Here is a 21,470-nt window from a genome sequence, read left to right on the forward strand (position 1 = left end):
GCCGGTGTGCACCACAAGGGGCCCGCGCGGGCGGCGGCGGTTCAGCGCGGGCGGCCGCGGGCCCGGCGGAAGCGCTCCAGGCCCTCGGCCAGCTCGACCACCGGATCGGGGTAGTCGAGCGCGGCGCGCTCGGGTCCCGGCAGCTTCCACGGCTCGTGCACGCGGCGGCCGTCGACGTCCGCCAGTTCGGGCACCCAGCGGCGGACGTAGGCGCCGTCAGGGTCGTACCGCCTGCCCTGGGTGACCGGGTTGAGGACCCGGTTGGGGCGGCTGTCGGTGCCCGTGCCGGCCGTCCACTGCCAGTTGAGCTGGTTGTTGGAGATGTCGCCGTCGACCAGCCAGTGCAGGAAGTGGGCGGCGCCGACGCGCCAGTCGACGTAGAGGGTCTTGGTGAGGAAGCTCGCGGTGAGCAGGCGGGCGCGGTTGTGCATCCAGCCCTCGTGGCGCAGTTGGCGCATCGCCGCGTCGACGACCGGGTAGCCGGTGCGGCCCTCGCGCCACGCCTCGATGTCGGCCCGCGCGACGCGTTCCGGGCGCCAGTGGTCGTGCCGGGTGCGGTAGTCGGCGTGGGCCGCGGCGGGGCGGGCGGCGAGGACCTGGCGGTGGAAGTCGCGCCAGGCGAGCTGCCGTACGAAGGCGTCGGCTCCCGCTCCGCCGCGGCGGCGGGCCCGGTGCACCAGTTCCACCGGGGAGAGGGTGCCGAAGTGCAGATGGGCGGAGAGCCGGGAGGTGGCGTCGCCCGCGAGGTCGTCGTGGGTGCGCTCGTAGTCGTCCAGGCCGCTGCGCCAGTACGCGGTGACGCGGCGGCGGGCCTCGCGCTCGCCGCCGGGCGGCAGGGCGGGCGAGAGGCCGCCGATGTCGGCGCGCCGCGGCGGCCGTTCGCCGCGCACGTGGTCCGGGACCGGGACGCGGCGCGGGGCGTCCGCGGCCGCGCGGAGCGGGGCCTTCGCCCAGCGCCGGTGGTACGGCGTGAAGACGGCGAAGTGGTCGGAGGAGGCGGGGGTCACCTCGCCGGGCGGTACGGCCACGGTGACCGCGTCGTGCACGGTCAGGCGGCGCCCGTCGGCCTCCAGCGCGGTGCGCAGCCGCTCCTCGCGGCGGACCGCGAACCGGCTGTGCGCGGCCGACAGATGGACCTCGGCGGCGTCCGCCTCGGCCGCCGCCCGGCACACCTCCTCCACCAGGTCGCCGCCGCGCACCACGAGCCGTCCGCCGCGCTCGCGCAGCGCGGCGTCCAGGTCGGCCAGGCAGTCGGCGAGGAAGGCGGCGCGGTTGGGCGGGTCGAACCCGGCGGCCGTCACGGCCCGGTCGCGCACGAAGAGCGGGACGACGGCGTCGGCGCCCGCCAGGGCGGCGCGCAGCGGCGGATGGTCGTGCACCCGCAGGTCGGAGGTGAACAGGACGACCGAAACACGCATGGGCTCAGTTCCTCCTCCGTGGCCGGGCGCGGCCCGGGGCGACGCTACCGGCTCGCGGCCGCCGTGTGCGGCACCGGCGCGGGGCGGTCCTCCCGGACGCGGGAGGCGGCGCGGACGATGTTGCGGGCCATGCCCCCGAAGACGACGGCGTGGAAGGGCGAGACGCTCCACCAGTACAGGTGGCCGAGGAGTCCGCGGGGGTGGAACAGGGCCCGCTGCCGGTAGCGGACGGGTCCGGCGCCGTCGCCGTCCACGCGCATCTCCAGCCAGGCCAGGCCCGGCAGCCGCATCTCGGCGCGCAGCCGCAGCAGCCGTCCGCGTTCGATCTCCTCCACCCGCCAGAAGTCCAGCGAGTCTCCGACGCGCAGCCGCCGGGCGTCCCTGCGGCCCCGGCGCAGGCCCACCCCGCCGACGAGCCGGTCCAGCCAGCCGCGCACCGCCCAGGCCAGCGGGAAGGAGTACCAGCCGTGCTCGCCGCCGATGCCCTCGACGACGTCCCACAGCGCGGCGGGCGACACGTCGGCCTCGCGTTCGCGTTCGTCGGTGTAGAGGCTGCCGCCGGACCAGTCGGGGTCGGTGGGCAGCGGGTCGCTGGGCGCGCCCGGCACGGAGGCGGAGGACCAGCGGGTGCTCACCTGGGCGTCCCGGATGCGTCGCAGGGCCAGGGAGAGGGCCCGGTCGACACCGAAGGGGTGGCCGGGCGGGCTGGGCACGTACCGTTCGATGTCGTGGTCCCGGCAGACCACCTCGTGGCGCAGGGACTCCGTGAGCGGGCGGGCGATCGAGGCCGGCACCGGGGTCACCAGGCCGACCCAGTGGCTGGACAGGCCGGGGGTGAGCACGGGCACGGGCACGATGAGGCGCCGGGGCAGCCGGGCGACGGCGGCGTAGCGGCGCATCATGTCCAGATAGGTGAGGATCTCCGGGCCGCCGATGTCGAAGGCGCGGCTGACGTCGCCGGGCAGGGCGGCGCAGCCGACGAGGGTGCGCAGCACGTCGCGTACGGCGATGGGCTGGATGCGGGTGTGCACCCAGCGCGGGGTGACCATCACCGGGAGGCGTTCGGTGAGGTAGCGCAGCATCTCGAAGCTGGCGGAGCCGGATCCGATGATGACGGCGGCGCGCAGCACCGCGGTGGGCACGCCCGAGTCGAGCAGGATGCGGCCGACCTCGGCGCGGGAGCGCAGGTGCGGGGAGAGCCGGTCCTCGGGGACGCCCGCGGGGGTGAGTCCGCCGAGGTAGACGATGCGGCGCAGGCCGCTCCTGCGGGCCTGCTCGCCGAAGACGCGGGCGGCCTCGCGGTCGGTGCGTTCGAAGTCGCGGCCGGTGCCGAGGGCGTGCACGAGGTAGTAGGCGACGTCCGCTCCGGCCATGGCGCGGGCCACCGAGTCCGCGTCGGTGACGTCGCCGCGGACGGTCTCCACCCGGTCCGCCCAGGTGTGGTCGCGCAGTTTGGCCGGGGTGCGGGCCAGGCAGCGCACCCGGTACCCGGCGTCCAGCAGTTCGGGGACCAGGCGGCCGCCGATGTAGCCGGTGGCGCCGGTCACCAGGCACAGCGGGGCGCGGCCCGCCGCCCCTGTGCCCTGGCCGCCGGGCCGCTCGTCGCCGGTCTCCCCGGTGGTCCGCTCCTCGCGCATGGTCCCGCCTCCGCCGCCTGCCGGGGTGTCGTGGTCGGGAGTACGGGTTCCACCGCGCGGGCGGTCCAACCGGGCCGGCCGGGCGGCGGGTGGCTCAGCCGGGCGTGAAGCGGACCGGTGTGCCGACCGCCGCCTGGGCGGCGGCGGCCAGGCCGGGCGCGGCGACGACGCCGATCACCGGGTAGCCGCCGGTGGTGGGGTGGTCGTGCAGGAACACCACGGGGCGTCCGTCCGGCGGGACCTGGAGCGCGCCGAGGACCATGCCCTCGCTGGGCAGTTCGCCGGGCACGGCCCTCTCCAGCGGCGGGCCCTCGGTGCGCAGGCCGACGCGGTTGCTGTGCGGGGAGACGCGGTAGGCCGCCGAGAAGAGGGTGCGCAGCGCCGCGGGGGTGAACCAGTCGGCGCGGGGGCCGAGCCGCAGCGGCAGGACCAGTTCGGCGGGCGGCGCGGGCCAGGGGGCGGCGCCGGGCAGCGCGGCGGGGCGGGCGGCCGTGCCCGGCGGGAGGACGTCGCCCAGCGGGAGGACGTCGCCCGCGCGCAGCGGGGCCGGGCCGAGGCCGGAGAGGAGGTCGGTGGAGCGGCTGCCGAGGACGGGTTCGACGGCGATGCCCCCGGCGAGGGCGACGTAGGCGCGCACGCCCGCGGCGACGGGACCCGCGTCGAGGACCGCGCCCGCGGGCACGTGCACCGGGGCGCCCCAGGCGGCGGGCCGGCCGTCGACGGTCACCGGGCAGGGCGCGCCGCCGACGACCGCGGTGACGGGGCGGTCGGGGCGCAGGGCGCAGCCGGTGACGGTGGTCTCCAGGACGGCGGCGCCGGGGTCGTTGCCCAGCAGCCGGTTGGCGAGCCGGGCCGCGGGGGCGTCCAGGGCGCCGGAGCGCGGTACGCCCAGGTGCGCGTGGCCGCGCCTGCCGGTGTCCTGCACGGTGGTGAGGGCGCCGGGGCGGACGACGGTGACGGTGGTGGTGCTCATGCGGCGGTGTCCTCGGTGACGAACCGCACCCGGGTGCCGGGGGTGAGGAGCGCGGGCCGCTCCCGGGTCAGGTCCCAGAGCGCGGCGGGGTCCGGCATGGTGCCGATGAGCTGCCAGCCGCCGGGGGTGGCGCGCGGGTACACGGCGCTGTAGGGGCCGGCGAGGCCCAGCGCACCGGCCGGGACCCGGGTGCGCGGGGTGGCGCGGCGCGGTACGTGCAGGGGCTCGGGCAGCCCGGTGAGGTAGCCGAATCCGGGCGCGAAGCCGCAGAAGGCTACGCGGTAGGTGTACGAGGAGTGCCGGGCGGCGACCTCGTGGGCGCCGATCCCCCACAGGGCGGCCACGTCGGCGAGGTCGGGGCCGTCGTAGCGCACCGGGATCTCGACCACGTCGCCGGTGTCGGCGGCCCGGTCGGGCACGTCCCAGCCGGTGAGGGCGCGGGCGAGGGCGTCCGGGTCCGGTACGCCGTCCAGCAGCACGGTCCGCTCGCCGGGCACGATCTCCTCGACGGGCGGCAGGGTGCCGGCCGCGCGCCGCCGCAGCAGTTCGGCGTGGAAGGCGGCGGTCCGCTCGGCGTCGGGCAGGTCGACGAGCAGGGCGTGCCGGCCCGCCGGGCGCGGGGTCGGGGACCGGTCCGGGCTCATGCGAAGGCACCGACCGGGACGCCGGCGGTCTCCAGGGCCGTACGGACCCGGGCCGCGATCCGGGCGGCGCCGGGCGTGTCGCCGTGCACGCACAGCGAGCGGGCGGCGACCGTGACGGTGCTGCCGTCCACCGCGCGGACCGCGCCGTCCACCGCGAAGGCGAGGGCGCGCCGCACCACGGTGTCCTCGTCGGTGACCACGGAGTCCGGCTCGCGGCGCGGCACGAGGGTGCCCTCGGGCGTGTAGGCGCGGTCGGCGAACGCCTCCGGCACGGCGGTGAGGCCGGCCCGCCCGGCGGCGGCGAGCAGCTGGGAGCCGGGCAGGCCGAGCACGGGCAGCTCTCCGTCGGCCAGGCGCACTCCGGCGATCACCGCGGCGGCCTGTTCGGCGTCGTGGACCGTACGGTTGTAGAGGGCGCCGTGCGGTTTGACGTAGGCCACCTCGGCGCCCGCGGCCTGGGCGAAGACCCTGAGGGCCCCGATCTGGTAGGCGATCTCGGCCGTGAGCTCGTCGCCGGGCACGTCCATGGCGCGCCGGCCGAACCCGGCCAGGTCGCGGTAGGACACCTGGGCGCCGATGCGTACGCCGCGCTCGGCGGCGAGGTCGCAGACGCGGCGCATCACGGCGGGGTCGCCGGCGTGGAATCCGCAGGCGACGTTGGCGCTGGTGACGACGGACAGGAGGGCGTCGTCGTCGGTGAGGGTCCAGCGGCCGAAGCCTTCACCGAGGTCCGCGTTGAGGTCGATCACACCCTGAACGTAGACGATTGTTGAACGATCCGACAAGGGGGTGGCGGACGATCCGGCGAAGGGGGAACATGTCGGCCCGATGGCAGCAGTGTGAATTCACCCCTTGTTCGATCGTTCAACGATCGCCTAAGGTCCGTGCATCTTCCCCATGGATCCGGTCCCGGATCCGCGTCCCCCGCGGGGCGCCCCCGTCCCCAACGCCCGAAGAAGGCCGCGCATGATCGTTCTCCTCGGTGTGGTCGTGGTGATCCTCGGATTCGTCACCCGCCGCAACCCCGTCCTGGTCGTGGGCGTCGCCGGGATCGTCACCGGCCTGCTCGGCAAGATGAACCCGCAGGAGGTCCTCGCGGCCTTCGGCCGGTCCTTCGCCGACAGCCGCTCGGTCACCGTCTTCGCCATCGTGCTCCCGGTAATCGGCCTCCTGGAGCGCTACGGCCTGCGCGAACAGGCCCGCAATCTCATCGGCCGCCTCGGCAGCCTCAGCGCCGGCCGGTTCCTCACCGTGTACCTGCTGGTCCGGCAGGTCACCGCGGCCTTCGGCCTCAACAGCATCGGCGGCCCCGCGCAGACCGTACGGCCGCTCGTCGCCCCCATGGCCGAGGCCGCGGCCGAGCGCACCACGGGCGCGGCGCTGCCCGAGCGGATGCGCGAGAAGGTCCGCTCCTACGCCGCCTCGGCCGACACCGTGGGTGTCTTCTTCGGCGAGGACTGCTTCATCGCGATCGGCTCGATCCTCCTGATCACCGGATTCGTGAACTCGACGTACCACCAGGAACTGGAACCGACCCAGCTGGCCCTGTGGGCGATCCCGCTCGCCGTGTGCGCCTTCCTCATCCACGGAGCCCGGCTGCTGCTCCTGGACCGGCAACTGGAACGCGACATGGCGCTGGCCGCCGCCGAGCACGAGCTGCCGCTCCCGAAGGGAACCGCCAAGTGATCAAGGTCGAATGGCTCTACTGGCTGGTGGGGCTCGTCTTCGTCGTGATGGCCGTGCAGATGGCGGCCGACCGCAGCAACCCGAAGCGGTGGACCTCCGCCGCGTTCTGGGGCCTGCTCGGGCTCACCTTCCCCTACGGCACCGGTGTCGCCAACGGCGAGGCGCACAACGGCGGCTGGACGCTGCCCGCCGAACCGCTCGGCGTGGCGGTCCTCGTCCTGATCGTGCTCGCCGGATTCAACTTCCTCGGCAAGGGCGTCCCGGTCACCACCACCGCCGAGCAGCGCGAGGCCTCGGCCGCCCGGCTGGGCAGCAAGATCTTCGTTCCGGCCCTGACGATCCCGGTCGTCGCGATCATCTGCGCCTCGGTGCTCGACGACTCCGGCCTGTTCGAGACGGGCAAGGCCACCCTGATCGGCCTCGGCGTGGGCTGCGTGGTCGCCCTCGTCGTCGGCATGCTGGTCACCGGCGAGCGGAAGATCTCCGTCCCGCTGCACTCCGGGCGCTCGATGCTGGAGGCGATGGGCTCCGCGCTGCTGCTGCCGCAGCTGCTCGCCGTGCTCGGGTCGATCTTCGCGCTGGCCGGGGTCGGAACCCAGGTCGGCAAGATCGTGGACGATGTGCTGCCGGACAACTCGAAGTACCTCGCCGTGCTGGCGTACTGCCTGGGCATGTTCCTGTTCACGGTGATCATGGGCAACGCGTTCGCCGCCTTCCCGGTGATGACCGCGGCGATCGGCTGGCCCGTCCTCATCCAGCAGATGCACGGCAACGAGGCCGCCGTCCTCGCGATCGGCATGCTGGCGGGCTTCGCCGGCACGCTGTGCACCCCGATGGCCGCCAACTTCAACATCGTCCCGGCCACCCTGCTCGAACTGAAGGACCAGTACGGGCCGATCAAGGCGCAGATACCGACGGCGATCCCGCTGCTGGGCTGCTGCATCGTGATCATGGCGGTCTTCGCCTTCTGAGCCCGCCGGACCGCCCCGCCCGCCGTCCCGCCCCCTGGCCCTCGTACCTCCTGGAGGAAGCCCCATGACCCGTGTGCTCGTCACCGGCTTCGCCCCGTTCGGCGGCGAACAGGTGAACCCGTCCTGGCAGGCCGCCTCGCTGCTGGCCGCCGAACCGCCCGCCGGCCTCACCGTCACCGCCGCCGAACTGCCCTGCGTCTTCGGCGCGGCCCTCGACGCGCTGCGGGACGCCGTGCGGGCGAGCGCCCCCGACCTCGTCGTGTGCCTGGGCCAGGCGGGCGGCCGGCCCGCCGTCACCGTCGAACGCGTCGCCGTGAACATCGACGACGCCCGCATCCCCGACAACGCCGGCGCCCAGCCCGTCGACGAACCCGTGATCCCCGGCGGCCCCGCCGCCTACTTCTCCACCCTCCCGGTGAAGGCGTGCGTGGCCGCCCTGCGCGCGGCCGGTGTCCCGGCCGCCGTCTCGAACACCGCGGGCACCTTCGTCTGCAACCACGTCGCCTACGGCCTCGGCCATCTGCTCGCCACCGAGTTCCCCGGGGTGCGCGGCGGCTTCGTGCACGTGCCCTGGGCGCCGGAGCAGGTCACCGACGGCTCCGCGCCCGCCCTGGAGCCCGCCACCGTGGCCCGCGGGCTGCGCGCCCTGCTGGCCGCCGCCGCGAGCACACCCGCCGGACAGGACCTGCGCGTCACCGAGGGGGCCACCCACTGATGCCCCTCGCCTCCCACGCGGCGCCCTTCGCCCGGCTCGCCCTGGCCAACATCACCCGCGAGTACCCCAACTTCCCCGCCCACCTGGTGGCCTCCCCGGACGAGGACACCCGGCCGAGCACCCTCCACCCGGCCTTCTACGGCGCCTACGACTGGCACTCCGCCGTCCACATGCACTGGCTGCTGGTACGGCTGCTGCGCCGCCACGGCGGCACCCCCGCGCTGCCCGGCACCGCGCCGTTCACCGCCGTGCTCGACCGGCACCTCACCACCGAGCGCATCACCGCCGAGGCCGCCTACCTGCTCGACCGGCCCTCCTTCGAGCGGCCCTACGGCTGGGCCTGGCTCCTCGCGCTCGCCGCCGAGTGCCGCGCCCACGGTGGCGAGGCGGGCGCCCGCTGGACCGAGGCGCTGGCACCGGGCGTCGCCGCCGTCGACCGGCTGCTGGCCGACTGGCTGCCCAAGGCCACCTATCCCGTGCGCCACGGCAACCACCCCAACAGCGCCTTCGCGCTCGGCCTCGCCCTCGACTCGGGCGAGCTGTCCCCCGCGACCGACCGTGCCGTACGGGACCGCCTGCTGGCCTGGTTCGCCGACGACCACGACGCGCCCGCGCACTGGGAGCCCTCCGGCCAGGACTTCCTGTCCCCCGCCCTGACCGAGGCCGACGCCGTACGCCGGGTGCTGGAGCCGGAGCGGTTCGCGTCCTGGCTCGACCGGTTCCTGCCCGCCCTGGGCTCCGGGGCGCCCTGCGCGCCGCTGGACGTGCCCGTGGTCTCCGACCACGCCGATCCGCAGATCGGCCATCTGCTCGGCCTCGCCCTCAGCCGGGCCGCCGCGCTGCGCTCCCTGGCGGCGGCGCTGCCGGACGGACCGGTCCGCACCCGCCTCTCCGGGGCCGCCGACGCCCATCTCGCGGCGGGCCTGCCGGCCGTGGAGCGCGGCGACTTCACCACCGACCACTGGCTGGCCACCTTCGCCGTCCTCGCCCTGGACCCGGAGCCCGGCGCGAGCCGCTGACCCGCTCCCGGCCCTCCCCCGCCCTCCCCGACGCCGCCGGGGAGGGCGGGGCTATTCTGACCGGCGTACCTGGACACGGGGTGCCCCCGCACGGGGGCTGAGATCACACCCGTCGAACCTGAACCAGTTAGGACTGGCGGAGGGATGTCACATGTCAGTGCCGTATGCCCGCGGTGAAGCGGCCCCCGGAGATCCCCGGCACGTCTTCGACGGGCGGATGCCGACGGCCCCGGGCGATCTGCGCGTGGAGGCGCGGGGCATCGCCCCGGTCCCCGAGGACGCCCGCTACGGCAGCCCCGCGCGGCTGTTCACCGTCTGGTTCGCCCCCAATCTGACCATGACCGGCGTGTTCACCGGCACCGTCGGCAGCACGCTCGGCCTGGACTTCCCGACCGCGCTGGCCGCCGTCGTCCTCGGCACCCTGCTGGGCGCGGTGCCGACCGCCTACCTGGGCACCTGGGGCAGCCGGACCGGTGCGGCGCAGCTGCCGCTGGCCCGCCTCGCCTTCGGCCGGGCCGTCACGGTGCCGGGCGCCCTGCAATGGCTGTCCTCCATCGCCTGGGACGCCCTGATCGGCCTGTTCGGCGGGGACGCGCTGGCCCAGCTCTGCGGCTGGCCGTTCTGGGCCGGGGTGCTGGTGATGATGGCGGGACAGGGCGCGCTGGGCGTGCTCGGCTACGAGGCGATCCACCGCCTCCAGACGGTGATGACGTTCGGGCTCGCCGCGGCCTTCACCGTCGTGGCCGTCAAGCTCGCCGACGGCGGCCACACCGGCGCGAGCGCCACCGCGCACGGCGCCGACCGCGCCGGGGCGTTCGTCCTGACCTGCACCGTCGCGCTGAGCCTCGCCCTGTCCTGGGCCCCCTACGCCAGCGACTTCAGCCGCTATCTGCCCCGGACCGCCTCCCGTCCGCGCATGTTCTGGTGCACCCTGCTCGGCGTCGGCCTGTCGTTCGTCGCGGTGCAGGCGCTCGGCCTGTGGGGTGCCGCCCAGTTCACCGACCAGACCGCCCGGGGCGTGGACCGGGTCCTCGGCGGCGGCGCGCTCGGCGCGTTCGGGCTGCTCGCGGTCGCCCTGGCGGCCCTGTGCAGCAACGCCATGAACGACTACAGCGGGTCGCTGGCCCTCCAGACGACGGGTGTGCGCCTGCCGCGCCCGGTGGCCGCCGCGTTCGCCGCGGTCCTCGGCTTCCCGCTGGTGCTCTGGATGCACGCGGCCGACACCACCGCCCGCTTCCAGAACGTCCTGCTCTTCGTCGGGTACTGGATCCCCGGGTTCTGCGCCGTCGTCATCGTCGACTGGGCCGCCCGCGCACGGGCCCGCGGCGGCCGCCCGGTCGATCTGGCCGAGGAGACGGCCCGCCCGCAGCCGTGGTGGCCCGCGCTGACGGCGTTCGCCGCCGCCTTCGCCGCCGCCGTGCCCTTCATGAACACCGGCCTCTACCTGGGCCCGGCCGCCGAGGCGCTGCACGGCGCCGACCTCGCCTACCCGGTGGCGTTCGTGGCCGCGCTGCTCGTCTACGCGCCGCTGCGGGTGCTGCGGCGGCGCTGACGGCACCGGCCCGGAAGGGGCGCCTATCCCGCCGACATCGTGCGCACCGTCCCGTAGTTGGGCATGCTCGCAGCAGCGGGGCGTCCCGCGTGCGGGGCCGGGCACGGCCCCGGGGGAAGGCGGTGGGTCGGTGGCACACAAGAAGGCAGGGGCCGGTTCGGGCGCGCCGACCGGGCGGTCCGGGGCGAGCGCCGCGGCCGACCGGGCGGCCCGGGTCGCGGAGCGGCACGGGTTCGGCGCGCACCGCGCCACCCGCGCGCTCGGCGGCGGGGACGCCGGCTGCGCGGGCTTCGGGGCGGCGGTCGTCCTGCTGGCGCCGGGGATCGGCCTGACCGCCGGGTCCCACGGCACGGCGGTCACCGCGCTCGGCGCCGCCTTCCTGGCCCTCGCCGTCGCGCTGCCCCTCGCGGCCCTGCGCCACGAGCGGCACCGCGACGGCCGCCTGCCCCGCATGCATGCCTTCGACGGCGGTCTCGTCCTCACCGGCAGGACCGACGCCGTCGCGCACCCCTGGCGGGACATCCGCGTGGTGGAGCGCGCCGAGACCACGACGGTCGGCCAGGGCGGCAACCGCATGACCGTCCGGCGCCTACGGTTCCAGCATGTCGGCGGGCAGGTGCTGTGCTCCATGGCGGCGGACGCCACCGCCGTCGAGATCGCCAGGGTCGCGCTCGCGGGCGGCGCACACACCTGACGACCCGTCAGATCAAGTGTTTCTCACGCCCGTTCGCCCGCCTGCGCCAGCACCCGGGAACCCTGCCCGGCCGCGTCGGCGGCGGCCGCGCCCGCGCGTTCGGCGTCGCGCCTGGCGACCTCCTCGCGGACGAGCGGGATCACGTACCGGCCGAAGTCGATCGCGTCGTCCAGCAGGTCGTACCCCCGGGCGGAGAGGATGTCGACGCCGAGGTCGTAGTAGTCCAGGAGCGCGCGGGCGACCGTCTCCGGGGTGCCGACCAGGGCGTTGGAGTTGCCCGCTCCGCCGGTCGCGGCGGCGGTGGGGGTCCACAGCGCGCGGTCGTAGCGCTCGCCCTGCGCGGCGATGTCGAGCAGCCGCTGGGAGCCCGTGTTCTGCGGCGCGTCGCCCCGGTGGTGCCGTACGGCACCGGCGGCCCGCCGCTCCCGGATGGCGCCGACCGTGCGGTGGGCCTTCTCCCACGCCAGTTCCTCGGTCGGGGCGATGATCGGGCGGAAGGCGACCTGGATGCGCGGGAGGCCGGTGCGGCCCGCCGCCCGCGCGGCGGCGCGCACGGACTCGATCTGCTCGGCGGTCCGGGCCAGCGGCTCGCCCCACAGGCAGTAGATGTCGGCCTCGGCGCCGCCCGCGGCGTACGCGGCGGGCGACGAGCCCCCGAACGAGACGCCGGGGCGCGGCTGCTGGACGGGGAAGACGTCGCTGACGAAGTCGTGGAAGCGGTAGTGCTCGCCCTCGTGGTCGAAGGGTTCGCGGGTGGTCCAGATCTTCTTGACGATGCCGATGTACTCGCGGGTGCGGGCGTAGCGCTCGTCCTTGGTCAGGGTGTCGCCCTCGCGGCGCTGTTCGTGGTCGCTGCCGCCGGTGATGAAGTGGACGGTCAGCCGGCCGTCGCTGATCTGGTCCAGGGTGGCGAAGGTCTTCGCGGCGAAGGTGGGGTAGGAGACGTTGGGCCGGTGGGCGAGCAGGACCCCCAGCCGCTCGGTGCGGCTCGCCACGTACGCGGCGGCCGGCGCGGGGTCCGGGGAACCGGAGCCGTAGGCGAACAGCACCCGGTCCCAGCCGTACTCCTCGTGCGCTCGGGCGAGGCGGAGCGTGTAGTCCTTGTCGAAGGCGGCGCCGGAGCGCGGGGTGGTCTCGGAGCCGTCGTTGGTGGCGGCGATGCCGAGGAATTCCACGGGCATGCGAGTGGCCTTTCGTCCGATGGGCCTGCTGGGGAGAAGGTCGGTGGGCGGTGGGGCGCGCGGGCGTGGCGGCGTCGGCTCGCCGCGCCGCCGGTCCAGCGCGGCGGGGACGCGACGAGGGGACGATGCGACGGCTTCGGGCGTCGGGGGCGGAACCGGACGTCGGGTACGGATCCGGGCGTCGGGTACGGAGAGGTGCGCGGAGGAAGCGCCGGGGCCGCGGACGCGCGCGGAAACCGCTCGGTCCGCGTGGGGTCACCCGGAGGCAGCGGGGCGGGCCGGTCGGGCGGGCCCTTGCCGGGTCAGGCGCGACACGCCGCGGACCACACCCGACCGAAGTCGATGTGGTCGCGCGTGGTCAAGCGCTGCCGCCGGGCCGTCATGCCCTCCATTGAGCAAGAGATCGCGCCGCCCGTCAACAGGTGCCCGGATGCCGGACCCTTCCTGACGGGCCGTCGGCGGGGCCTCGGCCGGGGGGGCGGCCGGGGAGGTCGGCCGGGGAGGTCGGCCGGGGAGGTCGGCCGGGGAGGTCGGCCGGGGAGGTCGGCCGGGGAGGTCGGCCGGGGAGGGCGGCCGGGGAGGGCGGTGGCCGGGCCCGGCGGTCCCGGGGTTCAGTTCCAGGGGGCCGACGAGGCGCGCGCGCCGTGCAGGAAGTGGTCGCCGAGGGAGCGCAGGACGGGGGCGGCGGGACCGCGTCCGGTGAGCACCCGGATGTTGCGCCAGAACCGGTCGAGCCCCTCGGCGCCCGCCAGTTCCAGGACCCCTTCCCCGGCGCGCAGGGCCGACCGCGCCGTGACGGCCTCGGCGGCGGCGACGAGGGCGGCGGCGTCCGCGCGCCGCTCCGTGTCCAGCTCCGGTCCGGCGGCCAGGCTCCGCGCCATGGCGGTCGTGGCACGGTCGACGACCGCCGAGGCGCTGTGCACGGCCAGCGCCAGTTCCCCGAAGGCCAGCAGCATGTCGGCGTCCGCGCCCGGGGGCAGGTCGGGACAGAGCGCCGGTTCGGTCACGGGCCGGGCGTGGGAGGCGGCACGGGCCAGGTCGCGCGCCTCGGCGAGCGCGCCCTCGGCCACGCCCAGGACGACCTGGGCGAGCATGAGCCGCAGGGCGAGCGGGGCGAGGGTGGCCGAGGGGGCCATCGCGTCCTCGTCGTGGGCGGCGGCGCCGATGACGTCGGACGGGCCGACCGGCACGTCCTCGAAGACCACCGTGCCCGCGCCGGTGAGCCGCTGGCCCAGCCGGTCGGTCACAGGAGTGCGGCCGGCCCCGGGGTGGCGCGGGTCCACCAGGACGACGAGGGCGTCGCCGCCGGAGACGCGGACCGCGTCCAGGACGAGCCGGTCGGCCGTGTCCACGGCGGTGGGCAGGGTCCGCCGGCCGTTGAGGCGGTAGCCGCCGCCGGCCCGGGTCAGGGTCAGGCCGACGCCCGGGTCGCCGAGGTGCCGGGCCTCGTCCGTGCCGTCCGGTCCGGTGCCGCCCGCCAGCAGCCACTGCTCGCGCACGGCACGGGACTCCAGTTCGGCCGCGTGGCCCGGCTCGGCGAGGAAGCGGGCGGTCCAGGACAGGACGTAGTGGCGGCCGAGGAGTTCGCCCATCGAGCCGTCGGCGACCGCGATCCGGCGGACGATGTCGCAGGCGTCCCGCCACCCGGTGCCCGCGCCCCGCGCGCCCGGCGGTACGAGGGCGGCGGTGAGGCCGGAGTCGCGCAGCCGGGCCACCTCGTCGTAGGGCGGCTTGCCGGCCCGGTCGCGGTCGATCGCGTCCACCGCGAGATCGTCGGCGAGGTCCTGGGCGACCCGCTTCCAGATCCCGGTCGCCCCGGCGGCGTCGTCGGTGCCATGGACGTCGTCGGCCTCCGCGGCCCCGCTCATCGTCGTACCCCGGACGGACGCGCAACGGGTGTGCTCACGGCGACCCCACCATTCTCCATTTTCCCTATCGGATAAGTAGGGAATCATCCTGGGCGCCCGGCCCGGCCCCGGCAAGAGGGCGTCCGCCAGGCGGACATGGCCGTCCCGCGCCTCGGGACGCAGGGACGCGGGGACCCGGCGGGTGCCCAAAGCGGCGCGTACGACAGGCGCGTACGACAGTTGCGTACGACAAGTGCGTACGACAAGTGCGTACGCCGCGTGCGTCAGGGCGGTCCGGGGAGCGTCCGGCGGGCGCTCTCGGCGAGGCGGTCCGCGAACGCGGCGACGAGGTCGCGGAGTTCGCCGGGGCGCCCGACGGCGAAGGGCAGGTCGAGCGAGGCGAGGACCGGGGGCAGCCAGTCGAGCCGTTCCACGCGCAGGGTGACGCGGTACCAGCGTTCGGGAACAAGGTCCGCGCTCTCTCCTCCGGCCCCGCCCCCGGCCCCGTACTCGCCCCCGGAGTCCGCCGCCGCCGCTTCCCGCGACGCCGGTTCCCGGGCCCCGTCCGGCACCTCCTCCACGGTCGCGACGGAGGCGGGCAGCCGGGTGCGGATCCGGGCGACCGTCCCGTGGATGTGCAGCACCACCTCGTGCCGGTAGGCGGCGGTGGCGAAGCCGGTGAGGACCCGCTCCGCCGGTTCGGGCCCGGCGGCGGGCGCCTCGAACGTCCCGGGGAGGGTGCGCGCGCCGGTGATGCCGTCGAGGCGGAAGGTGCGCTCCTCCCCGATGCCGGGGTCGGTTCCGGTGACGTACCAGCGGCCCGAGTGCACCACGAGCCCGTCCGCGTGCAGGGTGCGCTCGCTGTGCCTGCCGCGGCGGTCGGTGTACCTGATCGAGAGGGGGCGGCGGTGGCGTACCGCGTCGGCCACGGTGAGCAGGACACCGGCGTCGGGGGCGGCGGACGGGCCGGGGCCGGGCGGCCCGGTGAAGGTGAGCGAGTCCAGCACCGCGTCGAGCCGGTGCGCCAGACGGCGGGGCAGCACGCGCCGGATCTTGGCCGCCGCCGTCTCGCCCGCGGTGGCCGTCGCCGCCGTCAGACCGGTCCGGCGCGCGGCGACCAGGCCGAGCAGGACGGCGAGCGCCTCGTCGTCGCCGAGCATGAGCGGCGGCAGCCGGTGGCCGGGGGCCAGCCGGTAGCCGCCGTAGCGGCCCCGCACCGCTTCGACGGGGATGTCGAGGTCGTGCAGGTGGCCGATGTACCGCCGCACGGTGCGCGGGTCGACGCCGAGCCGGTCGGCGAGTTCCGCGAGGGTCCGGGTGCCGCCCGACTCCAGCAGTTCCAGGAGGGTGAGCACGCGTCCGGTGGGTCGGGTCATGCCGTGGAGGCTAGCCGCAATAGTGGACCGGTTCTGTCCACTATCTGTTCTACCTTCGAAGACGCAGCGGCCGCACGAGCCGCAACCGCCCCATCGGGCATGCCGCAGAAGCACAGGAGAACGCCATGGACTTCGTCTCGATCCGCATCATCACCGCCGACGTCGCACGCCTCGTCGCCTTCTACGAGCGGGCCACCGGGGTGGCCGCGGCTTGGGCCACCGAGGACTTCGCCGAGCTGCGCACCCCCACCGCGACCCTGGCCGTCGCGGGCACCCGCACCGTGCCGCTCTTCGCGCCGGGCTCCGCCCGCCCGGCCGACAACCACAGCGTGATCGTCGAGTTCCGGGTCGACGACGTGGACCGCGTCCACCGGGACCTGGCCGGTACGGACACCGACTTCGTCACCGAGCCGACCACCATGCCCTGGGGCAACCGCTCGCTGCTGCTCCGCGACCCGGACGGCAACCTGGTCAACTTCTTCACCCCGCCGGCCGCCGCGGAGTGAGGGCCGGTCCGGTTGCCATACACCCTGTATCGGATACACTATGTATCCGATACAGGGTGTATCCCTTAGTGTGGCCACCCGCATCCGGAGCCCGCGCGCTCGTCCGCGCCCGGCCCCCGTGGAGAGCGGAAAGCGGAAGAGAGACGACCATGACCTTCACCGTCCCCGACTCGGTCGACGACCGGCCCGTGACCGTGATCGGCGCCGGCACCCTGGGCCGCCGTATCGCGCTGATGTTCGCCGACCGCGGCGGCGAGGTGCGGATCTACGACCCGTCCCCCGGCGCCGCGCGGGCCGCCCGCGCCTATGTCGAGGAGCACCTCGGCGAGGTCGCCGCGAAGGTGCCCGGCGGGGCGCCCGGGACGGCCGTCGCGAGCGAGGACGAGGCCGCGGCGCTGGCGGGCAGCTGGCTGGTGGTCGAGGCGGTGCCGGAGAAGCTGGAGCTGAAGAAGCAGGTCTTCGGGGAGCTGGACCGGCTCGCCGACCCGGACGCGATCCTCGCCAGCAACTCCTCGTCGTACCCGGCGCGGCAGTTCACCGACCGGGTGCGCCGGCCCGAGCGCGTGGTGAACCTGCACTTCTACATGCCGCCCGAGCAGCCGGCCGTCGATCTGATGTCCGGCGGCAGCACCGACCGCGCGGTCCTCGACCTGCTGCTGCGGGTGCTGCCCGGGTACGGGATCCACCCCTTCGAGGCCCGCCGCGAGAGCACCGGCTTCATCTTCAACCGCATCTGGGCGGCCATCAAGCGCGAGGCGCTGGCCGTGGTCGCCGAGGGTGTCTCGACCCCGCAGGAAATCGACCGCATGTGGCAGATCAACACCGGCTCGAAGGCCGGCCCCTTCCGCATGATGGACAAGGTCGGCCTCGACGTGGTCCTGGACATCGAGAACCACTACGCCGCCGAGCGCCCGGAGCTGCCCGCGGGCCCGCGCGAACTGCTCCACCGGTACGTCGACGCCGGGCACCTCGGGGTGAAGAGCGGGCAGGGCTTCTACGACGACTACGGCACCGGCGGCTGACCCACCGGGCGCGCCGTTGGACACTGGTCCCGCAGAGGCCGTCGCGCCACCGCCGTACGAAAGGTCCCGTCTTGCCCAAGTCCCCCACGAAGCGACGTCCCCGCACCGTCGCCAGCCTGCTGGAGAGCGCGCTGGCCCTGTTCACCGAGAAGGGTTTCCACGCCACCTCGGTGAGCGACATCGTGGAGCGGGCCGGACTGACCCGCGGCGCCTTCTACTCCAACTACCGGGACAAGGAGGAGCTGTTCCTCGCCCTGTACGACGCGCACACCGACCGGCTGCTGGCCCGGCTGGAGGAGACGGCGGCGGGGCTGGACCCGGAGGCCGATCCCGTGGCGCAGTTCCTGGACCGCATCGGGGAGCGGCCCGAGGAGCGGCGCTGGTTCGTGGTCTCGATGGAGTTCACGCTGCACGCGGCGCGCTCCCCGCAGACCGCGCGGGCGCTGGCCGCGCACGAGGAACGGCTCACCGAGGGCCTGTCGCGCCTGGTCCTGCGCGCGCTGGGCGCGACCGGCCGCCGGCCGTCCGTGCCCGCCGAGGACCTGACCCGGCTGATCGTCGCGCTGTCCGAGGGCCTGACCGCGCTCCAGCTGATCCAGAGCACCCGGGACGGCGACGTCCGGGGCCTCTCCCACCGCCTCGTCCCGCATCTGATCGAGGCCCTGACCGAAGAGGCGCCGAGGACGACCGCGCCGCCCGCCCGGACCCCGGCGGACGACACCGTGGGCGGCCCGTTTCAGGGGTGAGCCGCGCGAGTGCCCGGCGCGTCCCGTCCCCGGCGGTGCCCGAGCACCGCGCCGGGACGCACCGGGCGGGCGGGTCAGGCGCCGCTCCGGACCGGCCCGACGAGGGTGCCGGGGGTCACCGTGAGGGTGCCTTCGCCGACGGATGTGCCGGGGATCTCCCCGTCCGGGGCGCGCAGCGTGAACGCCACCTCGTCGGCGGCGGCCCCGCGGCCCTGGCCGGGCACCTGGATGTCGAAGTGCACCGGGTGGCCCGGCCCGAAGGTCACCGGTGTCCTCTGGTCCCCGTAGTGGCCGGCGGCGACGGCGACCTGTCCGCCGTGCCGGGAGAACCGCACGTCGGTGGGCGAGCCGGCCAGCGTGCACGGCTCGTACCCGCGCGGCGCGGTCAACGTCACGCGGTAGTGGCTGTGCCCGGAGCTGGCCCGGTCCTGGGTGATCCGGGCGAGATGGTCGGCCGGACGGCAGGCCGAGGGGGCGGCGGCGCGGGTCACCGCGGAGGCGGTGCGGTGCGCCGTGGGGGACGCCTGCGCGGCGCCCGTACAGGCCACCCCCGTGAGCGCGGCGGCGGCGACGGCGATCGCGTACTTCGTGTGGGAACGCATGCTGAACACTCCTTGCCTTGCTTGATGGCCCCACCGGGTGTCCTCCGCCGGAACCATGGTCGACACCATGCCTGCCCTCTCCCCCGGGCCGGGAATGTCTCAGGACTGCCACAGGCGGAGGCCCGCCGTGGGCGTCCCGGCGGCTTCAGGACTCCTTCCCGGCCGCCTCAGCCGCCGGGAAGGTCCACCGGGTGTGCGTGTAGACACCCTGGTCGCGGCCGAAGCCGTACGCCGTGGCCGGGGCCACCGCGAAGACCACCGCGCCGCCGTCGCGGAAGGCGTCCCCGATGCCGTGGAAGGTGCCCTCGGGCGAGGTGATGTGCGGCCCGTACTTCGCCTCGTAGGCCGCGATCACCTCCTCCAGGAGGGCCGGATCGGTGACCTGTTCGGCACGCCCCTCGACCACGAGGTCGAGCCCCTCGGTGAGCGCGTTCGCCCCGGTGGTCAGCGCGCAGTGCGCGTCCCGGGCGAGGTTCCTGGCCTTCTGCTCCCCGGGGCCGGTGGAGAAGTACAGCGTCCCGTCGTGCCAGGCCGCGATCACGGGGGTGACGTGCGGCCGGCCGTCGGGGCGCACCGTGGAGACCCAGAAGATCTCGGCCGTCCGCAGCCGCCGCTCGGCCTCGGGCCACGGGGTGGCGGTGGCCTCGGCGGCACCCGGGCGGGGACGCAGCGCGGAGCTGTAGCGGGCGTCGAAGTCGGTCGTGGGCCGCTGTACGGGCATGGCGGTGTTCCTTTCCGTTCCTTCTCGGTGTTCCTCTCCCGTACAACGACCGCCGGGCCGCGCCGGAGTCATCGCCTTACGGCGGACCGTCGTATGACGGGTCGCCGTACGACGGACCCGCGCGGCCCGACGGACCCGCGCGGCCCGACGGACCCGTACGATCCGGCGGACGCGTGCGCCCGGCGGACGCGTACAGCCGGTCGTGTCACACCCAGACCGTGGCGAGCCAGACGGTCAGCGCCGCGCTGAGCAGCAGGGTGACGTTGAGGCCGATCGCGCGGTCCCCGCGGCGCAGGTGGACCCCGGTCGCGCCGGTCTGGAGGACGACGAACCCGAGGGCGGCGGCCAGGGCGAGCCCGGGGGCGATGCCGGTGAGCGGCGGCAGGACCAGTCCCAGCGCGCCGAGCACCTCGACCGCGCCGAGGGCCCTGACGGCGGGCATCGGCGTGGTGTCGACCCAGGCCATCATCGGCTGGAGCCGTGCACGGCTGCGGACCGCCTTCAGCGCGCCCGAGTAGAGGTAGAACAGGGCGAGCAGACCGGCGACGACGCCGTAGGCGATGGTCATGAGGGGCGCTCTCCGGGACGCGGGGCGAGGTCGGTGGCGGGCTCCGTGGCGTAGCGGCGCATCGTGCGGACGGTCTCCCCCGGGTCGGGCGTCCCGTCCCCGGCGTACAGGTCCCGCAGGTCCCGGAAGTACTGCACGTAGAGGTCCGGTGTGAAGGTGCTGACCATGACGGCCGGTTCGCCGGTGATGTTGGCGAAGGTGTGCGGGGCGCCGGGCGGGACCATCACGAGGGTGCCCGCGGTGGCGTCGTGGACGTCGTGCCCGACGGTGAAGCGCACCGTGCCGGAGACGATGTAGAAGCCCTCGTCGTGCTGGGCGTGGCGGTGCTGCGGCGGGCCGGGGGTGTGCGGGGCGAGGACGGATTCGGCGAGGCCGAGGCGGTGCCCGGTGGTGCTGCCGTCCTCCAGGACGCGCATGCGCGTGGTGCCCAGCCGGATCGTCTCGCCCTCGTCCGGGCCGACCACCGACACGGCCGGGGCGGTGTCCGCCCGCTGGTGCTGCGAGGGGGCGGCGGACTCGCCGGAGTGCTGTTCATGTGTCATGTTCCGATTCCACGGCCGGACCGCCCGCACTGTCCAAGACCTGTTCCGCAGCGCCGATACCGTACGGGTATCGTTGCAGCATGGAGCTGCGGACCCTGCGGTATTTCGTGGCGGTGGCCGAGGAGCTGCACTTCGGGCGGGCCGCCGCCCGGCTGCACATGAGCCAGCCCCCGCTGAGCCGGGCGGTCAAGCGGCTGGAGGCGGAGCTGGGCGCCGCGCTGTTCGACCGCTCGCCCGCCGGTGTGACGCTCACCGAGGTCGGCGCGGTGCTGCTCGACGAGGCACGCGCCCTGCTCGACCAGGCCGACCGGGTGCGGGTGCGGGTGGCCGCGGCGGCCGGGACCGCCGTCCTCACCGTCGGGATCCTCGGCGACAGTTCCGATCCGGGCGCCAACCGGCTGGCCGGTGCCTACCGGCGGCGGCATCCGCAGGTGGAGGTCCGGGTCCGCGACACCGATCTGACCGACCCGGCCTGCGGGCTGACGGCGGGTCTGGTCGATGTCGCCCTGACCCGGGGCCCGTTCGACGTAACCGGCCTGACCGTGCGCGAGCTGCGCGCCGATCCGGTGGGCGCGCTGCTGCGCGCCGACGATCCGCTGGCCCGCCGGGGCAGCCTGCGGCTCGCGGAGCTGGCCGAGCGCCGCTGGTTCCTGTTCCCGGAGGGCACCGACCCCGCCTGGCAGACGTACTGGAGCGGTGGTGAGCCGCGCCTCGGTCCGGTGGTGCGCACCGTCCAGGAGTGCCAGCAGGCCGTCCTGTGGAACGGCACGGTCGGTGTGACGCTCCTGGACCATGTGCCGCCCGCGGGACTGACCGTGGTACCGCTGGTGGACATGCCGCCCAGCCCGGTGGTGGTGGCGTGGCACGAGGGTGACACCGATCCGCTGGTCCGCTCGTTCGTGCGGATCGCGGTCGCCGCCTACCGGGACTGAACCCCCGCCGCCGGTCGCCGGTCGCGGCGGCCGAGGACTGACGCGACGTCAACTCGCCTATTGCACAAGCCTTCACCTGCGGGCAACCGGGCCGGCTGTGCCACCGTCTCCTCAACCA

Annotated in this window: 22 protein-coding genes and 1 riboswitch; of the genes, 10 read left to right on the forward strand and 12 right to left on the reverse strand. The window is 75.4% G+C overall.

Annotation, left to right across the window (positions count from 1 at the left end; genetic code table 11):
* Positions 1–41: 41 nt before the first annotated feature.
* The 5 genes from A8713_RS01450 to A8713_RS01470 all read right to left on the reverse strand — a co-directional run bounded on the left by A8713_RS01450 (position 42) and on the right by A8713_RS01470 (position 5,421).
* The gene (locus tag A8713_RS01450) at positions 42–1,418 is read right to left on the reverse strand and encodes a cryptochrome/photolyase family protein (RefSeq protein ID WP_064531022.1); all 1,377 of its coding nucleotides are present in this window, start codon (positions 1,416–1,418) and stop codon (positions 42–44) included.
* Between the two features lie 44 nt (positions 1,419–1,462).
* Positions 1,463–3,055, reverse strand: coding sequence for an SDR family oxidoreductase (locus A8713_RS01455; protein WP_237305281.1), 1,593 nt, complete (start codon positions 3,053–3,055; stop codon positions 1,463–1,465).
* Positions 3,056–3,149: 94 nt separating this feature from the next.
* Positions 3,150–4,028, reverse strand: coding sequence for a biotin-dependent carboxyltransferase family protein (locus A8713_RS01460; protein WP_064531023.1), 879 nt, complete (start codon positions 4,026–4,028; stop codon positions 3,150–3,152).
* Entirely contained in the window at positions 4,025–4,672 is a 648-nt protein-coding gene (locus A8713_RS01465; protein WP_064531024.1) for a 5-oxoprolinase subunit B family protein, read from the reverse strand. Before A8713_RS01465 ends, A8713_RS01460 begins: the two co-directional genes overlap by 4 nt.
* Positions 4,669–5,421 (reverse strand): LamB/YcsF family protein, encoded by a 753-nt coding sequence (locus A8713_RS01470; protein WP_064531025.1) that lies wholly within the window; start codon positions 5,419–5,421, stop codon positions 4,669–4,671. The genes A8713_RS01465 and A8713_RS01470 overlap by 4 nt, the downstream gene beginning before the upstream one ends.
* Before the next feature lie 217 nt (positions 5,422–5,638).
* On the opposite strand from A8713_RS01470, the gene A8713_RS01475 reads away from it, so the two are divergent.
* The 6 genes from A8713_RS01475 (at position 5,639) to A8713_RS01500 (ending at position 11,309) form a co-directional block, all read left to right on the forward strand.
* Positions 5,639–6,358, forward strand: a complete 720-nt coding sequence (locus A8713_RS01475; RefSeq protein WP_018566608.1) for a DUF969 domain-containing protein — start codon at positions 5,639–5,641, stop codon at positions 6,356–6,358.
* On the forward strand, positions 6,355–7,329 hold the full coding sequence (locus A8713_RS01480; RefSeq protein ID WP_037895101.1) for a DUF979 domain-containing protein: 975 nt from the start codon (positions 6,355–6,357) through the stop codon (positions 7,327–7,329). Before A8713_RS01475 ends, A8713_RS01480 begins: the two co-directional genes overlap by 4 nt.
* 64 nt (positions 7,330–7,393) lie before the next feature.
* Entirely contained in the window at positions 7,394–8,044 is a 651-nt protein-coding gene (pcp, locus tag A8713_RS01485; protein WP_064531026.1) for a pyroglutamyl-peptidase I, read from the forward strand.
* On the forward strand, positions 8,044–9,063 hold the full coding sequence (locus tag A8713_RS01490) for a DUF2891 domain-containing protein (protein ID WP_064531027.1): 1,020 nt from the start codon (positions 8,044–8,046) through the stop codon (positions 9,061–9,063). Before pcp ends, A8713_RS01490 begins: the two co-directional genes overlap by 1 nt.
* A gap of 66 nt (positions 9,064–9,129) precedes the next feature.
* Positions 9,130–9,225, forward strand: a riboswitch (TPP riboswitch).
* Positions 9,215–10,615: a purine-cytosine permease family protein gene (locus tag A8713_RS01495; protein ID WP_064531028.1), complete on the forward strand. Its 1,401-nt coding sequence runs from the start codon at positions 9,215–9,217 to the stop codon at positions 10,613–10,615. Its footprint overlaps the riboswitch before it by 11 nt.
* Before the next feature lie 130 nt (positions 10,616–10,745).
* Entirely contained in the window at positions 10,746–11,309 is a 564-nt protein-coding gene (locus tag A8713_RS01500; RefSeq protein ID WP_064531029.1) for a hypothetical protein, read from the forward strand.
* 23 nt (positions 11,310–11,332) lie between these two features.
* Here A8713_RS01500 and A8713_RS01505 read toward each other — a convergent pair whose 3' ends face one another.
* From A8713_RS01505 to A8713_RS01515, 3 genes are all read right to left on the reverse strand, one after another.
* Positions 11,333–12,490, reverse strand: a complete 1,158-nt coding sequence (locus A8713_RS01505) for an LLM class flavin-dependent oxidoreductase (RefSeq protein ID WP_064531030.1) — start codon at positions 12,488–12,490, stop codon at positions 11,333–11,335.
* A 611-nt stretch (positions 12,491–13,101) separates the two neighbouring features.
* The gene (locus A8713_RS01510; RefSeq protein WP_064531031.1) at positions 13,102–14,358 is read right to left on the reverse strand and encodes an acyl-CoA dehydrogenase; all 1,257 of its coding nucleotides are present in this window, start codon (positions 14,356–14,358) and stop codon (positions 13,102–13,104) included.
* A 263-nt stretch (positions 14,359–14,621) separates the two neighbouring features.
* Positions 14,622–15,713, reverse strand: coding sequence for a helix-turn-helix transcriptional regulator (locus tag A8713_RS01515; protein ID WP_064531032.1), 1,092 nt, complete (start codon positions 15,711–15,713; stop codon positions 14,622–14,624).
* 125 nt (positions 15,714–15,838) lie between these two features.
* Here A8713_RS01515 and A8713_RS01520 point away from each other — a divergent pair, with 125 nt between their 5' ends.
* The 3 genes from A8713_RS01520 (at position 15,839) to A8713_RS01530 (ending at position 17,987) form a co-directional block, all read left to right on the forward strand.
* Positions 15,839–16,219, forward strand: a complete 381-nt coding sequence (locus tag A8713_RS01520; RefSeq protein ID WP_064531033.1) for a VOC family protein — start codon at positions 15,839–15,841, stop codon at positions 16,217–16,219.
* A 149-nt stretch (positions 16,220–16,368) separates the two neighbouring features.
* Positions 16,369–17,241: a 3-hydroxyacyl-CoA dehydrogenase family protein gene (locus A8713_RS01525; protein ID WP_064531034.1), complete on the forward strand. Its 873-nt coding sequence runs from the start codon at positions 16,369–16,371 to the stop codon at positions 17,239–17,241.
* 71 nt (positions 17,242–17,312) lie between these two features.
* Positions 17,313–17,987: a TetR/AcrR family transcriptional regulator gene (locus A8713_RS01530; protein ID WP_064531035.1), complete on the forward strand. Its 675-nt coding sequence runs from the start codon at positions 17,313–17,315 to the stop codon at positions 17,985–17,987.
* A gap of 74 nt (positions 17,988–18,061) precedes the next feature.
* On the opposite strand, the gene A8713_RS01535 is transcribed toward A8713_RS01530, so the two are convergent.
* The 4 genes from A8713_RS01535 to A8713_RS01550 all read right to left on the reverse strand — a co-directional run bounded on the left by A8713_RS01535 (position 18,062) and on the right by A8713_RS01550 (position 20,420).
* Positions 18,062–18,589 (reverse strand): DUF4232 domain-containing protein, encoded by a 528-nt coding sequence (locus A8713_RS01535; protein ID WP_064531036.1) that lies wholly within the window; start codon positions 18,587–18,589, stop codon positions 18,062–18,064.
* A gap of 145 nt (positions 18,590–18,734) precedes the next feature.
* Entirely contained in the window at positions 18,735–19,310 is a 576-nt protein-coding gene (locus A8713_RS01540; RefSeq protein WP_064531037.1) for a pyridoxamine 5'-phosphate oxidase family protein, read from the reverse strand.
* Between the two features lie 205 nt (positions 19,311–19,515).
* The gene (locus A8713_RS01545) at positions 19,516–19,878 is read right to left on the reverse strand and encodes a DoxX family protein (RefSeq protein ID WP_064531038.1); all 363 of its coding nucleotides are present in this window, start codon (positions 19,876–19,878) and stop codon (positions 19,516–19,518) included.
* Positions 19,875–20,420, reverse strand: coding sequence for a cupin domain-containing protein (locus A8713_RS01550; protein WP_064531039.1), 546 nt, complete (start codon positions 20,418–20,420; stop codon positions 19,875–19,877). The genes A8713_RS01545 and A8713_RS01550 overlap by 4 nt, the downstream gene beginning before the upstream one ends.
* An 80-nt stretch (positions 20,421–20,500) precedes the next feature.
* Here A8713_RS01550 and A8713_RS01555 point away from each other — a divergent pair, with 80 nt between their 5' ends.
* Positions 20,501–21,352, forward strand: coding sequence for a LysR family transcriptional regulator (locus A8713_RS01555; protein WP_064531040.1), 852 nt, complete (start codon positions 20,501–20,503; stop codon positions 21,350–21,352).
* The last annotated feature ends 118 nt before the right edge of the window (positions 21,353–21,470 follow it).

The sequence above is a fragment of the Streptomyces sp. SAT1 genome (assembly GCF_001654495.1).
Taxonomy (GTDB): Bacteria; Actinomycetota; Actinomycetes; order Streptomycetales; family Streptomycetaceae; genus Streptomyces; species Streptomyces andamanensis.

Coding starts and splice junctions, on each gene's coding strand:
- A8713_RS01450 (WP_064531022.1), bottom strand. CDS start 1,418: ATGCGTGTTTCGGTCGTCCTGTTCACCTCCGACCTGCGGGTGCACGAC.
- A8713_RS01455 (WP_237305281.1), bottom strand. CDS start 3,055: ATGCGCGAGGAGCGGACCACCGGGGAGACCGGCGACGAGCGGCCCGGC.
- A8713_RS01460 (WP_064531023.1), bottom strand. CDS start 4,028: ATGAGCACCACCACCGTCACCGTCGTCCGCCCCGGCGCCCTCACCACC.
- A8713_RS01465 (WP_064531024.1), bottom strand. CDS start 4,672: ATGAGCCCGGACCGGTCCCCGACCCCGCGCCCGGCGGGCCGGCACGCC.
- A8713_RS01475 (WP_018566608.1), top strand. CDS start 5,639: ATGATCGTTCTCCTCGGTGTGGTCGTGGTGATCCTCGGATTCGTCACC.
- pcp (WP_064531026.1), top strand. CDS start 7,394: ATGACCCGTGTGCTCGTCACCGGCTTCGCCCCGTTCGGCGGCGAACAG.
- A8713_RS01490 (WP_064531027.1), top strand. CDS start 8,044: ATGCCCCTCGCCTCCCACGCGGCGCCCTTCGCCCGGCTCGCCCTGGCC.
- A8713_RS01495 (WP_064531028.1), top strand. CDS start 9,215: ATGTCAGTGCCGTATGCCCGCGGTGAAGCGGCCCCCGGAGATCCCCGG.
- A8713_RS01505 (WP_064531030.1), bottom strand. CDS start 12,490: ATGCCCGTGGAATTCCTCGGCATCGCCGCCACCAACGACGGCTCCGAG.
- A8713_RS01510 (WP_064531031.1), bottom strand. CDS start 14,358: ATGAGCGGGGCCGCGGAGGCCGACGACGTCCATGGCACCGACGACGCC.
- A8713_RS01515 (WP_064531032.1), bottom strand. CDS start 15,713: ATGACCCGACCCACCGGACGCGTGCTCACCCTCCTGGAACTGCTGGAG.
- A8713_RS01520 (WP_064531033.1), top strand. CDS start 15,839: ATGGACTTCGTCTCGATCCGCATCATCACCGCCGACGTCGCACGCCTC.
- A8713_RS01525 (WP_064531034.1), top strand. CDS start 16,369: ATGACCTTCACCGTCCCCGACTCGGTCGACGACCGGCCCGTGACCGTG.
- A8713_RS01535 (WP_064531036.1), bottom strand. CDS start 18,589: ATGCGTTCCCACACGAAGTACGCGATCGCCGTCGCCGCCGCCGCGCTC.
- A8713_RS01540 (WP_064531037.1), bottom strand. CDS start 19,310: ATGCCCGTACAGCGGCCCACGACCGACTTCGACGCCCGCTACAGCTCC.
- A8713_RS01545 (WP_064531038.1), bottom strand. CDS start 19,878: ATGACCATCGCCTACGGCGTCGTCGCCGGTCTGCTCGCCCTGTTCTAC.
- A8713_RS01550 (WP_064531039.1), bottom strand. CDS start 20,420: ATGACACATGAACAGCACTCCGGCGAGTCCGCCGCCCCCTCGCAGCAC.
- A8713_RS01555 (WP_064531040.1), top strand. CDS start 20,501: ATGGAGCTGCGGACCCTGCGGTATTTCGTGGCGGTGGCCGAGGAGCTG.